Raw genomic sequence first — 14732 nt, forward strand, 5'->3', positions numbered from 1 at the left:
TCAGTAACCAGGGGGTCTGGCTTGACCAACGCCGCGCACACGATGTTCGCCGACGACCAGGCGTCGAAGGCGCTCGGCATCGAGCTGGTCGAGGCCGCCGAAGGGCACGCCGTCGCCACCATGCGGATCACCGAGACGATGGTCAACGGCCACGACATCGCCCACGGCGGCTACGTCTTCCTGCTGGCCGACACGACGTTCGCCTGCGCCTGCAACAGCCATGGGCCGGTGACGGTCGCGTCCGGCGCGGAGATCTCGTTCGTCGCGGCAGGCAAACTCGGCGACCACCTCATCGCCACCGCCACCGAGCGGACCCGCTACGGCCGCAACGGCATCTACGACGTCACCGTGCACCGGGAGACCCCCGACGGGCCGGAGGTCGTCGCCGAATTCCGCGGCCGCAGCCGCACCATCCAGAAAGCATCACGATGACCGCCTTCAGTGACGAAGCCGAGAACCTGACCATCGACGAACTCCAGGCGCTGCAGCTGAAGCGCCTCCGGTGGACGCTGCGGCACGCCTACGAGAACGTGCCGTTCTACAAGCGGAAGTTCGACGAGTCGGGCGTTCACCCGGACGACTGCAAGGCGCTGGAAGACCTGGCGAAGTTCCCGTTCACCACGAAGCAGGACCTGCGCGACAACTACCCGTTCGGCATGTTCGCCGTGCCGGAAGCGCAGGTCAGCCGCATCCACGCGTCCAGCGGGACCACCGGGAAACCGACCGTCGTCGGCTACACGTCCGAAGACATCGACACCTGGGCGACGGTGATGGCGCGCTCGATCCGCGCGGCCGGCGGACGGCCGGGCGACAAGGTCCACGTGGCCTACGGATACGGCCTGTTCACCGGCGGCCTCGGCGCGCACTACGGTGCCGAGAAACTCGGCTGCACGGTGATCCCGGCGTCCGGCGGCATGACGGCGCGCCAGGTGCAGATCATCACCGATTTCAAACCCGAGATCATCATGGTCACGCCGTCGTACATGCTGACGTTGCTCGACGAGTTCGAACGGCAGGGCATCGACCCGCAGACGAGTTCGCTCAAGGTCGGCATCTTCGGCGCCGAACCGTGGACCGAGCAGATGCGCGCGGAGATCGAGGACCGCGTCGGCATCGACGCCGTCGACATCTACGGCCTGTCCGAGGTGATGGGCCCCGGCGTCGCGCAGGAATGCGTCGAGACCAAGGACGGGCTGCACATCTGGGAGGACCACTTCTTCCCCGAGGTGATCGACCCGTTCACCGAGAAGCCCACCGACGCCGAGGGTGAGCTGCTGTTCACCTCGCTGACCAAACAGGCGCTGCCGATCATCCGGTACCGCACGCGCGACCTGACCCGCCTGCTGCCGGGCACCGCGCGGCCGGCGTACCGGCGGATGGAGAAGGTGACCGGGCGCAGCGATGACATGATCATCCTGCGTGGCGTCAACGTCTTCCCCACGCAGATCGAGGAAGTCGTGCTGGTGACCCCCGCGCTCGCGCCGCATTTCCAGCTGGTCCGGTCGACGAAGGGCCGGATGGACCACCTGACGGTGCGGGTCGAAGCGCGTCCGGACGCGTCCACCGAGCAGCGCGCCGAGGCCGCCGCGCGGCTGATCGCCGGCGTCAAGGACGGGGTCGGCGTGAGCGTCGGCGTCGAGGTCGTCGACCCGGACACGCTGGAACGGTCGCTGGGCAAGATGCGGCGCGTACTCGACGAACGGGACCGCGGTTGAGCACCCCCGCCCGCCGGGGACGTCCCGGCTACGACCTCGAGTCGCTGCTGCAGGTCGCGGTCAAGCTGTTCAACGAACGCGGCTACGACGGCACCAGCATGGAGGACCTTTCCCGCAAGCTCGGCATCACGAAATCCGCGATCTACCACCACGTGCCGAGCAAGGAGGAGCTGCTGCGGCTCGCCGTCGACCGCGCGCTGAACGGCCTGTTCGCCGTCGCCGCCGAGACGGAATCCTTCGAGGGCAAGGCGATCGAGAAGCTGGAGCATCTGGTGCGGGGCAGTGTCCTCGTGCTGGTCGAGCAGCTGCCGTTCGTGACCCTGCTGCTGCGGGTGCGCGGCAACACCAAGATCGAACGGGCGGCGCTCGCGCGGCGGCGCGAATTCGACCGGCTCGTCACGGAATTGGTGAAACAGGCCGAAACCGAGGGCGACGTGCGGCCCGACATCGATCCCGCGGTCACCGCGCGGCTGCTGTACGGCATGGTGAACTCGCTGATCGAGTGGTACCGGCCGCGCCGCGGTTCGGCCGGAACCGAACTGGCGGACGCCGTCTGCAAGATCGCCTTCGACGGCCTGCGGACCCAATAGCCGTAACTCACGTGCTTGAAGGCGTAACTCGCGTGATTGAAGCCGGATCACCTTCAATCACGTGAGTTACGCCTCTGATCACGCGAGTTACGCCTACTCCCCCGCAGCCTTCGGGGGCCGCCGCGCCTGCCAGATCAGCGCGTCGCGCAACTGCTGGATGAGCTGTTCGTCGTCGGCCTCCGACGGATCGACGCCGAGCGGGATCCAGCGTTCGCCGACCTCGGCGCCGTTCTCGAAACTGGTGATCACGATCCCCGCGTAGGAGACGCATTCGTCCTGGACGCGGACGTCACGATGCTGCAGCCGCACACTGACCCACCGTCCGGTACGGCGAACCGGATCGCGTTCGGCACTGGCCATTCGTCCCTACCCATGACACCCGGTCCCCCCGCCCCCAACGTCGCCGTGCGGGCCCCAGGGGTTACCGGCGGGTTGTTCCGAATGCGTAACGGCAGGCGGTCACGTGAAACGGTTACGCTCGGCCCATGAGCACCGATCCGGACAACCGGCGGCGCCGCCTCGAACCGGCCGCCCGGCGCGCCGAGATCCTGACCGCGGCCCGGCGGCTGTTCGGCGCGGGCACCTACGCCTCGGTTTCGACCTCGGACATCGCGAAGGCCGCCGGGGTGGCCAGGCCGCTGATCAACCACTACTTCGGCGGCAAACGGGAGCTGTACCTGGAAGTCGTCCGGCAGATGATGATCGTCCCGGCGCCGGTGATCGAGAACCTGCCCGACACGAGCGCCGAGGAGCGGCTCGCGATCAGCGTCCAGCACTGGATCGAGGTCGTCGAGCGCAACGAGCAGGCGTGGCTGACCGCGATCGGCTCCGAGGCGGTGGGCCGCGACCCGGAGATCGAGCGGATCATGCTGGAGGCCGACGAGATCGCCGCCGATCGCGTGCTCGCGGCCGCGTTGATGAGCGAGGTCACCGAGGGTCGCGAAGAGCTTCGCGCGATGATCCGTTCGTACGGCGGGATGCTGCGCGCGGCGTCACGCGAATGGCTGATCCGCGGCACGCTCGGCCGCGACGAGCTGCGGGTCTTCCTCACCGACTCGATCCTGCATCTGCTGCGCGTCACCTACCCGGCCGTGCTCGCAACGCGTTCCGCCGGGCATAAGCCGCCGGCGTCATCCCCTTCCAGCGTTTGAAGGCGTAGATGAAGCTCGACGCTTCGGCGTAACCCAGCCGCAGCGCGACGTCCTCCACGCTGAGCGCCCCGGTGTCGAGCATTTCCTCCGCCAAGGCCTGACGGACCTCGTCGAGCAGCGTGCGGTAGCCGGTCCCGGCCTCGAACAGCCGCCTTCGCAGCGTGCGCGGGCTGAGCGCGAGCTGCCGCGCGACCTCGTCCATCCCGGCGTCGACGCCGCCGAGCCGTACCAGCCGTTCGCGGACCTGCTGGGCGATCCCGGAGCGCGCCCGTTTCCGCGACACCAGCAGATCGCATTGCGCGGCGCAGACCGCGACCGTCTGGTCGTTGGCCTGCGGCAACGGTTTGTCGAGGAAGAGCGGGTCCAGGGTGGCGAGATGCGACGGCGCGGAGAACGACGGCGTCAGCCCGAAGGTCCGCGTGTATTCGTCCACAGTGGAGGGTTTCTCGTGCCGGAAGGCCAGGGAGCGCAAGGATATGTCCGGCAGGATGTCGCGCATGACGGTGTGGATGGCGCCGAGGTCGCGCAGCACCAGGAAGCGGGCGACGTCGCCCGGCACGCGGCTGTCGTCCATGGCCAGCGCGAGCCGCCCCGCCTCGACGGTCACGTGCGGGATGCAGAAGGTGAAACTCAGGTCGAGATAGCGCAGGGCGAAGCGCATCGCGTCCCCCAGCGTCGGGCTGCTGATGCACGCGAAACCGAAGATGCCGAACGCGCTGACCCGGTACCGCCTGCTCAGCCGCAGCGCGACGTCGTCCCCGCCGCCGAGCCCGCGGACCAGCGCCCGGACCACCGCGAGTTCCTGCCGCGCGTCGACCTGACCGTCCACGGGGGCGTGCTCGTAGGACTCCAACCCGGTGACGCCGTTCTCGGCGGCGAAGCGGGCCATGAGCACGATGCTCGCCGTGCCGCGCGGGTAGTCCCAGTCCCGGATCACCGGCGGCGGTAGTTCCATGGCCGGGATTATGGATCCCGGCAACGCTCGGCGCATTGAGGACGGTAACTGTCCTTGATCCCGATTAGGGTGAGCGGCATGTCCGACACGTTGAGCAGGCGCGCGCTGAACCGCGCCATGCTGGACCGGCAGCTGCTGCTCCGGCGTTCGAAGATGACCGCGCTCGAAGCGGTCGAGCACCTGGCCGGCTTGCAGGCACAGGCCCCGAACCCGCCGTACTTCGCGCTGTGGACCAGGCTGCACGGGTTCCGCCAGGAAGAGCTGGCGAACCTCCTGCTCGACAAGAGCGTCGTACGGATCGCGCTCATGCGCGGCACGGTGCACCTGGTCACGCCTTCGGACGCACTCGCGTGGCGCCCCATCGTCCAACCGCTCTACGACCGCTCGGTGCTCGGCAACACCCAGCACGGCCCGGACATCAAGGGCCTCGACCATCAGGAGATCGCTCGCACCGCCGCCAAGCTGCTGGGCGAACGGCCACTTTCGGCGGCAGGCCTCGGCGCGGAACTCGCGAAGCAGTGGGAGGGCGTGGCGCCGTCGTCGCTGGTGCACGTCGCGCGGGCGCTGCTGCCGCTGGTGCAGATCCCGCCGCGCGGCGTCTGGGGCAAGTCCGGGCAGCCGACGTATCAGACGACCGGGGACTGGCTGGGCGCCGAGCCGGATTCGGCACCGTCCCCGGACGCGATGTTCCTGCGCTATCTGGCCGCGTTCGGGCCCGCCAGCGTGCAGGACGCGCAGGCGTGGGCAGGCATCACGAAGCTCGGCGAGGTCGCCGAGCGGTTGCGGCCGCGGCTGCGGACGTTCCGTGACGAGAACGGCCGCGAGCTCTTCGACCTGCCCGAAGCCCCTCGCCCCGATCCGGACACCCCGGCACCTGCCCGGCTGCTGGGGCCGTTCGACCAGACCGTCCTGTCCTACGCCGACCGGACGCGGGTGATCAGCGACGAGTACCGCAAGGTCGTCATCACGCAGAACGGCCTGGTCAAGGGCACGATCCTGGTCGGCGGGTTCGTGAAGGGGTTCTGGGAGATCAAGGTCGTGAAGAAGGCGGCGTCGGTGGTGATCACGCCGTTCGAGCGTATCCCGAAGCGGGATCTGGACGCTCTCGAAAGCTCCGCTCATCGGCTCCTGGCCTGGGCCCACCCGACGGCCGAAAGCCATTCGGTGGAGATCGTGGCCGGAAATCTCGATTGAATGGCCGCTCGTGTACTTCCTAGCGGGGTGACCGCTGGGTAACTTCGATCGGCATGACGAGCGTGCTGATCGTAGGAACGGGCTTCGGCGGGGTCGGGACGGCGATCGAGCTCAAACGCGCCGGGTTCGACGACTTCACCATCCTGGAGAGCGCCGACGAACCGGGCGGCGTCTGGCGGGAGAACACCTACCCCGGCGCGGGCTGCGACATCCCGTCGCCGCTGTACTCGTTCTCCTACGAACCCAATCCCGACTGGCCGAAGCGGTTCTCGCTGCAACCGGACATCCACGCCTACCTCAAGCGCGTGGTGCGCCGCTACGGGCTCGAACCGCACATCCGGTTCGGCACCCGCGTCACCGCCGCGGCCTTCGACGAGGAGCGCGGGCTCTGGCGGGTGGAGACCGCGGGCGGCGAGACGTTCGAGGCCAACGTCTTCGTGCCCGCCGTCGGCCAGCTTTCGCGCCCGGTCCAGCCGGACATCCCCGGCCAGGAGACCTTCGAGGGCGCCAGTTTCCACTCCGCGCACTGGGATCACGACGTCGATCTGCGCGGCAAGAAGGTCGCGGTGATCGGCACCGGCGCGAGCGCGATCCAGTTCGTGCCCGAACTCCAGCGCCAGGCGGGCGAGCTGACGGTCTTCCAGCGCACCGCGCCGTACATCATGGCCAAACGGGACACGAGTTACCGGCGCTGGCAGCAGCGGCTGTTCCGGCATCTCCCGGCCACCCAGCTGCTCGGCAGGCTGCGGATCTTCCTCCTCGCCGAGTACGCGACTTACGCGATGACCCGGCATCCATTGCTCGCCAAGGTCTTCGAGCTGCGGACGGCCCAGCTTCGCCGCCGTCACATCAAGGACCGTGCGCTGCGCGAGAAGCTCACCCCGGACTATCCGCTGGGCTGCAAGCGGATCCTGTTCACCAACGAGTACCTGCCCGCGCTGGCGCAGCACAACGTCGCCGTGGAAACCCGGCACATCAGCGCGATCACGCCGTCCGGCGTACTCACCGAAGACGGCGTCGAACACGAAGCCGACGTCATCGTCTACGGAACGGGCTTCGCGGCGACCGACTTCCTCGGTGAAATCGAGATCGAGGGGCTCGATGGGCGGGCGCTGTCCGACGCGTGGAAGGGCGGGGCTCGGGCGTACCTCGGCATGACCGTGCCGGGTTTCCCGAACCTGTTCTGCGTCTACGGGCCCAACACGAACCTCGGCGCGGGCTCCATCATCTACATGATCGAACGCCAGGCCCGCTACATCCGGCAGGCCGTCGAGCACCTCGCCAAACCCGAAGTGTCCTATATGGACGTCGTGCCGGAGGTCGAGCAGGCCTACGACGAGGAGATCCAGCGACGCCTCGGGCGCAGTGTCTGGACGTCCTGCGCCAGCTGGTACCGCCAGGAGAACGGCCGGGTGAGCACGAACTGGCCGGGCCTGGTCACCGAGTACGACCGGCGGACGAAGAAGCTCGACCTCGGCGACTACCGCACGGCGGGCGCGCGATGAACTACGACGTGCTGGTGATCGGCTCCGGTTTCGGCGGCAGCGTCACCGCGCTGCGGCTCACCGAGAAGGGGTACCGCGTCGGTGTGCTGGAGACCGGCCGCCGGTTCGCCGACGACGAGTTCGCGAAGACGTCGTGGCGGCTGCGGAAGTACCTGTGGGCCCCGAAACTGGGCTGCTACGGCATCCAGCGGCTCACGTTGCTGAAGAACACCTTCGTGCTGAGCGGCGCCGGCGTCGGCGGCGGGTCGCTCGTCTACGCGAACACGCTCTACGAACCCCCGGACACCTTCTACCAGGATCCGCAGTGGGCGCACATCACCGACTGGAAGGCAGAGCTCGCCCCGCATTACGACCAGGCGAAACGGATGCTCGGCGTGGTGGAGAACCCGCTGGTCACCCCGGCCGACCGCGTGCTGCGCGAGGTCGCCGAGGACATGGGTATCGCGGACACCTACCGGCCGACACCGGTCGGCGTGCATTTCGGCGAGCGCGACGTCGACCCGTTCTTCGGCGGCGAGGGCCCGCTGCGCAAGCCGTGCACGCACTGCGGCGAGTGCATGACCGGCTGCCGGGTCGGCGCGAAGAACACGACCGTCAAGAACTATCTGTACCTGGCGGAGAAAGCGGGCGCGGAGGTCCATCCGCTGACCACCGCCGTATCGGTCCGGCCGATCGACGGCGGCTACGCGATCGACACCGTCCGGACGGGACGGTGGTTCCGCAAACGCGAGCGAACCTTCACCGCCTCCGAAGTCGTGTTCGCCGCCGCTTCCCTCGGCACGCAACGGCTTCTGCATTCCTTGAAGGACTCGGGAACGCTGCCGAAGCTGTCGCCGCGCCTGGGTCTGCTCGCCAGGACGAACTCCGAGGCCGTGCTCGCCGCGCGTTCCCTGCGCAAGGACACCGACTTCACCCGCGGTGTCGCGATCACGTCGTCGATCCATCCCGACGCCGTCACGCACGTCGAACCGGTGCGCTACGGCAAGGGCAGCAACTTCATGGGCCTGCTGACGACGGTGCTCGTCGACGCCGAGCCGGGCAAACGCCGGTGGGTGCTGGGCGCGCGCGAACTGTGGCGGAACCGGTGGCAACTGGTGCGGCTGCACAACCCGCGACGGTGGTCGGAGCGGATGGTCGGGTTGCTGGTGATGCAGACGCTGAACAATTCCGTGACCACGTACACGAAATGCGGGCTCTTCGGCCGCCGGATGACCACGAAACAGGGCATCGGCGAGCCGAACCCGGAATGGATCCCGGCCGGGCACGAGGTCACGCGGCGGGTGGCGGACAAGATCGGCGGGCTGGCGCAGGGCGCGTGGACGGATCTGGCGAACATCCCGATCACCGGCCATTTCATCGGCGGCTGCGCGATCGGCGACAGCGCCGAGACCGGCGTCGTCGACGCGTACCAGCGTGTGCACGGCTATCCCGGGCTGCACATCGCGGACGGCTCGGCGATCTCGGCGAACCTCGGGGTGAACCCGTCGCTGACCATCACCGCACAGGCGGAGCGCGCGATGTCGTTGTGGCCCAACAAGGGCGAGCCCGACCCGCGGCCGCCGCTCGGCTCCCCCTACCGGCGCCTGTCCCCTGTCGCCCCGCTCAAACCCGTCGTGCCCCCACACGCCCCGGCCGCCCTGCGCATCCCCCTCACCCCGCTCTGACCTCACGCGTTCAGTCCTCTGGATGCGGTAGTTCGCCCTGCCAACTACCGCATCCAGAGGACTAAGCGCGTGCAATGGAAGGGGCGGGTGCCGTCGCCCGCGCGACGCCGGCACCCGCCCCGGTCTAGCGGATCGTCACGGGAGGCCTGCCAGGCCCGCGCTCACCGTGTTCGACCACGCGTAGCCCTGCGAGGCGTCCCAGTTGATCGACCAGGTCATCGCGCCCCGGATCGTCGGGTACGTCGTCGAAGGCTTGAACGAACCGCAGTTCGTGCCCTTTGCCAGGCAGTTCAGCGCGTTGACCGTGTTGCCGGGCGCCTGGTATCCGCCACCGGCCGCCGAGGTCGACGCGGGCAGGCCGAGCCCGACCTGGTCGGCCCGCAGGCCGCTCTGCAGCTGGATGCAGGCCAGCGCGGTGAGGAAGTCGACCGTGCCCTGCGAGTAGACCTTCTGGTCGCAGCCGAGCATCGAGCCGCTGTTGTAGTACTGCATGTTGACGATCGTCAGGATGTCCTTGACGTTCAGCGCCAGCTTGAAGTACTCCGCCGCCGGGCTCTGCATGTCGATCGTCTGCGGCGCCATGGTGATGATCGAGCCGCCCGCCGCGTGGATGCTGCGCAGCGCCTGGGCCATGTAGGTCGCGTTGACACCGTTCTCGAGGTCGATGTCGACGCCGTCGAAACCGTAGGTCGCGATGAGCGACTTCATGCTGTTGGAGAAGTTCGTCGCCGCGGCCGCGGAGTCGACGCGGATCGTGCCCTTCTCACCGCCGACGGACAGGATGACCTTCTGCCCGCGCGCCTGCGCCGTCTTGATGTCGGCCTTGAACTGCGCGTCGGTGTAGCCGCCGAGCTGGCTCGACAGACCCGAGTCGAGGGTGAAGCTGACCGCGCCCGGCGTGGCCGTCGCGTCGGCGAAGGACACCGCGATGATGTTGTACTTCGTCGGGACGTCGGCGAGCTTGAGCGCCTTCGCGCCGTTGTAGAAGTTCTGCCAGTAGCCGGTGATCACGTGCTTCGGCAGGTTCCCGGTCGGCGGGGTGCTCGTCGTGGTCGTCGGCGGGTTGCTGGTGGTGGGGGTCGTGGTCGTCGGCGTGGTGGGGGTCGTCGGCGTCGTGGTGGGCGATCCGCCGGGGCCGTCGAGGTTCACGTCGTCGGCGAAGTACGCGGGCTGGCCGTACCAGCCGTGCAGGTAGATCTCGACGCTCGTGGTGGACGCGCCGGTGGTGAAGCTCAGCGAGAGCTGCGACCAGCTGCCGCCGCCGGGGGTCCAGGTGTTCTTGTCACCCGTCCCGGTGCCGGTGACACCCAGGTAGGTGTAGCTGCCCTGCACCCACGCCGAAAGCGTGTACGCGGTGTTGGCCTTCACAGCCACGCTCTGCGAGCAGCGGGCGTTGTCCTGCCCCGCCGGGGTGGCGCTGAGCGCGCGAGTGCCCGAGTGGACCGGCGTGGTGACCACCGCGTTCGCTCCGGTGCAGGTCCAGCCGCTCGTGGTCCCGAGTTCGAAGCCGGGGTTGGTCAGGATGTTGGCGGCCGAGGCGCTGCCCGAGACCGCGAAAGTCACCCCCAGGCACACGGCCAGTGACGACAGCAGGGCGAGGAACGCGTGTTTGGGCTTCACTTTCACGACTGGCCTCCACGAACGGGTGATGTCGGCCACATCAAAATGGTACAGACCAATACAACTGTCAAGGGTTCGGTTAGAGGAGGCCATACGAAAGTCGGCTCGGCACGAGCGGCAGAATGCAGGGTCCGAGAGCACCCGAGGGCGGATTCAGGAGCGTGGGAGTGAGCGTGCAGGGCCTGCAGACAGTCGAGCAGAAGATCGCCGAAGAACTCGGTGTGCGCGAAGGGCAGGTCAAGGCGGCCGTCGACCTGCTGGACGGCGGATCGACCGTGCCGTTCATCGCCCGGTACCGCAAAGAGGTCACCGGGATGCTGGACGACACCCAGCTCCGCACCCTCGAAGAACGCCTCCGCTACCTGCGGGAACTCGGCGAGCGCAAGGTCGCCGTGCTGGAGTCGATCCGCAGCCAGGGCAAGCTGGACGAGGCGCTCGAAGCGTCGATCATGGCGGCGGACACCAAGTCCCGCCTCGAAGACATCTACCTGCCGTACAAGCCCAAGCGGCGGACGAAGGCGATGATCGCCCGCGAGGCCGGTCTGGAGCCGCTCGCCGACGGGCTGCTGAGCGACCCGAACACCGACCCGCAGGCCGCCGCCGCGGTGTTCGTCGACGCCGACAAGGGCGTCGCGGACGCGCAGGCCGCGCTGGACGGCGCCCGCGCGATCCTCGTCGAACGCTTCGCCGAGGACGCCGACCTGATCGGCGAACTGCGCGAGAAGATGTGGGCGGAAGGCCGTCTGGCCTCGAAGGTCCGTGACGGCAAGGCCGAAGAGGGCGCGAAGTTCTCCGACTACTTCGACTTCTCCGAGCCCTACACCAAGCTCCCCTCGCACCGCATCCTCGCGATGCTCCGCGGTGAGAAGGAGGAGATCCTCGACCTCACGATGGAGTCGGAGGAGCCCTCCGAAGAACCGAAGACCGGGCCGACCGAGTACGAGAACCGCATCGCCCACAAGTTCGGCATCTCGAACGAAGGCCGCCCCGCCGACAAGTGGCTCGGCGACACCGTCCGCTGGGCGTGGCGCACGAAGATCCTGCTGCACCTGGGCATCGACCTGCGGATGCGGCTGCGCCAGTCGGCCGAGGACGACGCCGTCCGCGTGTTCGCCGCGAACCTGCGCGACCTGCTGCTCGCCGCCCCGGCTGGCACGCGCGCCACGATGGGCCTCGACCCGGGCTTCCGCACCGGCGTCAAGGTCGCCGTCGTCGACGCGACCGGCAAGGTCGTCGCCACCCACGTGATCTACCCGCACCAGCCCGCGAACAAATGGGACCAGTCCATCGCCGAACTCGCCGCGCTGTGCGCCCGGCACAAGGTGGACCTGATCTCGATCGGCAACGGCACCGCGTCGCGCGAGACCGACAAGCTCGCCGGTGAGCTGATCAAGAAGCACCCGGAACTGAAGCTGACGAAGGCCGTCGTCTCCGAGGCGGGCGCGTCGGTCTACTCGGCGTCGGCGTTCGCGTCGCAGGAACTGCCGGGCATGGACGTCTCGCTGCGCGGCGCGGTCTCCATCGCACGACGGCTGCAGGACCCGCTGGCGGAACTGGTGAAGATCGACCCGAAGTCGATCGGTGTCGGGCAGTACCAGCACGACCTGTCCGAGATCTCGCTGTCGCGTTCACTCGACGCGGTGGTCGAAGACTGTGTGAACGCCGTCGGCGTGGACGTCAACACGGCGTCGGCGCCGCTGCTGACCCGCGTCTCGGGTATCACGACGACCCTGGCGGAGAACATCGTCGCGCACCGCGACGAGAACGGGCCGTTCAAGACGCGCAGCGGGCTCAAGGAGGTCGCGCGGCTCGGCCCCAAGGCCTTCGAGCAGTGCGCGGGCTTCCTCCGGATCCCGGACGGCGACGACCCGCTCGACTCGTCCTCGGTGCACCCGGAGGCGTACCCGGTGGTGCGGCGGATCCTGTCCTCCACCGGCACCGACATCCGTTCGCTGATCGGCAACACGCGGACGCTGCAGGCGCTGAAGCCCACGGAGTTCGTCGACGACACCTTCGGTCTCCCCACGGTGACCGACATCCTCGCCGAACTCGAAAAGCCGGGCCGCGACCCGCGTCCGGCCTTCAAGACCGCGACCTTCGCCGACGGCGTCGAGAAGATCAGCGACCTCAAGCCGGGAATGCGGCTGGAAGGTGTCGTGACGAACGTGGCCGCGTTCGGCGCGTTCATCGACGTCGGCGTGCACCAGGACGGCCTCGCGCACGTCTCGGCGCTGTCGAAGAACTTCGTCAAGGACCCGCGTGAGGTCGTGAAACCCGGCGACATCGTCAAGGTGAAGGTGCTGGAGGTCGACGTGCCGCGCAAGCGGATCTCGCTGACCCTGCGCCTGGACGACGAGCCCGGCAAACCCGCTCGCGAGCAGGGCGGCGGCGGTCGTGACCGCGGCCAGCGTCAGGGCGGCGGGCAGCGTGGCGGCCAGGGCGGCCGTGGTGGCGGCCGGGACCGCGGCGGCAACTCCGGGGGCGGCGGCGCCATGGCGGACGCGCTCCGGAAGGCCGGCTTCGGCAAGTAAGGTCACTTTGCGCGTGAAGGCCCCCTTCCCTCGGCTGAGCCGAGGGAAGGGGGCCTTCACGGGACTTTACGGGTTCATCGCGTAGGCGCCGGAGAGGTCACGGACGAGCGACCACACGTGGTCGAAGCGCGCCGCGTCCACGACCGGCTTCCGGATCGAAGCCAGCGCGAGCGCCTGCTGCGCGTCCGTCGAGGACGCCTTCCCGTGCAGCTCGATCGCGGTGAGGCTGAAGTCCTGCACCAGGATGGCGAAGATCTGGTCGACGACCTCGGTCTCGATCCCGGTGATCTCGGCCTGCTCCAGCACCAGCTGCCCGTAGACGACCAGCGTGAACAACTCGGTCAGCGCGAGGCCGAAGTCGATGTCCTGCTGCTGCGCCTCGTCCGGGGCCGCGTCGGTGAACAGCTTCACCAGCGCCTCGGCCTGCTCGGTGAACCGCGCGACGTTCGGGATCGCGGACGCCTTCGCGTACGCCTCGCGCCAGTCGTGGAACCGCACCTTGGACAGCCCGCGCGCGGGGCCCTGGCGGAACAGGAACTCGTCGTCGGCCGCGTCGGACCGGGTCGGCACCGGCTCGTAGGCCTGCGGCGCGAACAGGTACGCGGGCACGAACTTCGCGATCAGCGCGAGGTTCACCGCCACCGTGCCTTCCAGCTTCGGCAGGCCGTCGATGTCGTTCTTGGACATCGCGAGGTACGTGTCCGCCTCGAAACCCTTGGCCGCCACCACATCCGCGACCAGGCCGATGACCTTCTGCGCCTCGGTGGTCACCTTCATCTTGGTGATCGGGTTGAACAGCAGGTACCGGCGGTCGTCCGCGTTCGCGCTGCGGAAGTAGTCCACGGCGCGGTCGGAGAACAGCTTCATCGCGACGAGCCGCGCGTACGCCTCGACGAATTCCCGGCGCACATGCGGGAAATCGGTGACCTTCTTGCCGTAGAGCACCCGGTTGTGCGCGTGCGTGATCGCCTCGTACAGCGAGTGCGTCGACATCCCGATACCGCCGAAGCACAGGTTGAACTTGCCGATGTTGACCGTGTTCAGCGCCGCGGAGAACGCGTCCGCGCCGACGTGCAGAATGTCCTCTTCGGACACCGGGTAGTCGTTCAGCTCGAATTCGGCGACGTACATCTGCGACGGCACGACGTTCTTCACCACGCGGTAGTTCGGGTGTTCCGAGTCCGCGTAGAAGAACACGTACTGGTCCGGCCCCTCGACGCCGTCGATGCGGCCGAACACCGACACGGTCCGCGCGCAGTTGCCGTTGCCGATGTAGTACTTCGACCCGTTCGCGCGGTAGCCGCCCTTGCCGTCCGGGGTGAGCACGAGGTCCGACGAGTAGATGTCGGCGCCGTGCTCCTTTTCGGACAGTCCGAACGCGGCGACGCCGCCGGCCGCGAGCGAGTCCGCCGCGCGTTTGCGGGCGGCCTCGTTCGCGCTCTGCCACACCGGGCCCAGGCCGAGGATGGTGACCTGCCACGGGTACCAATAATTCAAGCCGTAGAAACCGAGGATTTCCGACAGGGCCGCGACCCGCGCGGTGTCCCAGCGCTTGTCGGGGTTCCCCTCGGCGTTCGCGCCAGGAGTGAGGAACGTCGAGAACAGGCCTTCCTTGCCCGCGAACTCGATGAAGTCCGCGTAAAAGGTCCGGTCGTGGTAGTCCTCGACGAGCTTGCGCTTGCCACGCTGTTCGAACCACTCGATGGTGGCACGCAACAGGCGACGCGTCTCCGGGTCGAACTGCTGGGGGTCGTACCCACCCGGGTTCAGCAACAACGCGGTCGCCTTTTCGCTCATGGTCACTCCT

Annotated in this window: 12 protein-coding genes; 8 read left to right on the forward strand and 4 right to left on the reverse strand. The window is 68.4% G+C overall.

Going from position 1 to position 14732, the window contains the following annotated elements:
- The first annotated feature begins 42 nt into the window (after positions 1 to 42).
- The 3 genes from paaI to NQK81_RS14785 are packed head-to-tail and all read left to right on the forward strand — an operon-like array spanning position 43 to position 2305.
- Complete coding sequence (gene paaI, locus NQK81_RS14775) at positions 43 to 432, forward strand: hydroxyphenylacetyl-CoA thioesterase PaaI (RefSeq protein ID WP_185927413.1); 390 nt, start codon at positions 43 to 45, stop codon at positions 430 to 432.
- Complete coding sequence (paaK, locus tag NQK81_RS14780) at positions 429 to 1715, forward strand: phenylacetate--CoA ligase PaaK (RefSeq protein WP_257488649.1); 1287 nt, start codon at positions 429 to 431, stop codon at positions 1713 to 1715. The genes paaI and paaK overlap by 4 nt, the downstream gene beginning before the upstream one ends.
- The gene (locus NQK81_RS14785; RefSeq protein WP_126737382.1) at positions 1712 to 2305 is read left to right on the forward strand and encodes a TetR/AcrR family transcriptional regulator; all 594 of its coding nucleotides are present in this window, start codon (positions 1712 to 1714) and stop codon (positions 2303 to 2305) included. Before paaK ends, NQK81_RS14785 begins: the two co-directional genes overlap by 4 nt.
- Before the next feature lie 93 nt (positions 2306 to 2398).
- On the opposite strand, the gene NQK81_RS14790 is transcribed toward NQK81_RS14785, so the two are convergent.
- Positions 2399 to 2665 (reverse strand): hypothetical protein, encoded by a 267-nt coding sequence (locus NQK81_RS14790; RefSeq protein WP_126737381.1) that lies wholly within the window; start codon positions 2663 to 2665, stop codon positions 2399 to 2401.
- A 125-nt stretch (positions 2666 to 2790) separates the two neighbouring features.
- On the opposite strand from NQK81_RS14790, the gene NQK81_RS14795 reads away from it, so the two are divergent.
- A complete protein-coding gene (locus NQK81_RS14795) occupies positions 2791 to 3456 on the forward strand; it encodes a TetR/AcrR family transcriptional regulator (RefSeq protein ID WP_257488650.1) in 666 nt (221 codons plus the stop codon).
- On the opposite strand, the gene NQK81_RS14800 is transcribed toward NQK81_RS14795, so the two are convergent.
- Positions 3383 to 4411: an AraC family transcriptional regulator gene (locus tag NQK81_RS14800; protein ID WP_126737379.1), complete on the reverse strand. Its 1029-nt coding sequence runs from the start codon at positions 4409 to 4411 to the stop codon at positions 3383 to 3385. The two genes, NQK81_RS14795 and NQK81_RS14800, sit on opposite strands and share 74 nt — an antisense overlap.
- Before the next feature lie 78 nt (positions 4412 to 4489).
- Here NQK81_RS14800 and NQK81_RS14805 point away from each other — a divergent pair, with 78 nt between their 5' ends.
- The 3 genes from NQK81_RS14805 to NQK81_RS14815 are packed head-to-tail and all read left to right on the forward strand — an operon-like array spanning position 4490 to position 8774.
- Complete coding sequence (locus NQK81_RS14805) at positions 4490 to 5605, forward strand: winged helix DNA-binding domain-containing protein (RefSeq protein WP_257488651.1); 1116 nt, start codon at positions 4490 to 4492, stop codon at positions 5603 to 5605.
- Between the two features lie 47 nt (positions 5606 to 5652).
- A complete protein-coding gene (locus tag NQK81_RS14810) occupies positions 5653 to 7110 on the forward strand; it encodes a flavin-containing monooxygenase (RefSeq protein WP_257489760.1) in 1458 nt (485 codons plus the stop codon).
- Positions 7107 to 8774 carry a GMC oxidoreductase gene (locus tag NQK81_RS14815; RefSeq protein ID WP_257488652.1) on the forward strand — a complete coding sequence of 556 codons (1668 nt, stop codon included), beginning with the start codon at positions 7107 to 7109 and terminating at the stop codon, positions 8772 to 8774. Before NQK81_RS14810 ends, NQK81_RS14815 begins: the two co-directional genes overlap by 4 nt.
- Before the next feature lie 135 nt (positions 8775 to 8909).
- Here the strand turns inward: NQK81_RS14815 and NQK81_RS14820 are convergent, their stop codons facing one another.
- Complete coding sequence (locus NQK81_RS14820; RefSeq protein ID WP_257488653.1) at positions 8910 to 10400, reverse strand: chitinase; 1491 nt, start codon at positions 10398 to 10400, stop codon at positions 8910 to 8912.
- 161 nt (positions 10401 to 10561) lie between these two features.
- Here NQK81_RS14820 and NQK81_RS14825 point away from each other — a divergent pair, with 161 nt between their 5' ends.
- A complete protein-coding gene (locus tag NQK81_RS14825; RefSeq protein WP_257488654.1) occupies positions 10562 to 12925 on the forward strand; it encodes a Tex family protein in 2364 nt (787 codons plus the stop codon).
- Between the two features lie 66 nt (positions 12926 to 12991).
- On the opposite strand, the gene NQK81_RS14830 is transcribed toward NQK81_RS14825, so the two are convergent.
- Positions 12992 to 14722 carry an acyl-CoA dehydrogenase family protein gene (locus NQK81_RS14830; protein WP_257488655.1) on the reverse strand — a complete coding sequence of 577 codons (1731 nt, stop codon included), beginning with the start codon at positions 14720 to 14722 and terminating at the stop codon, positions 12992 to 12994.
- Between the last annotated feature and the right edge of the window lie 10 nt (positions 14723 to 14732).

The sequence above is a fragment of the Amycolatopsis roodepoortensis genome, assembly GCF_024628825.1.
In the GTDB taxonomy this organism is placed as follows: Bacteria; Actinomycetota; Actinomycetes; order Mycobacteriales; family Pseudonocardiaceae; genus Amycolatopsis; species Amycolatopsis roodepoortensis.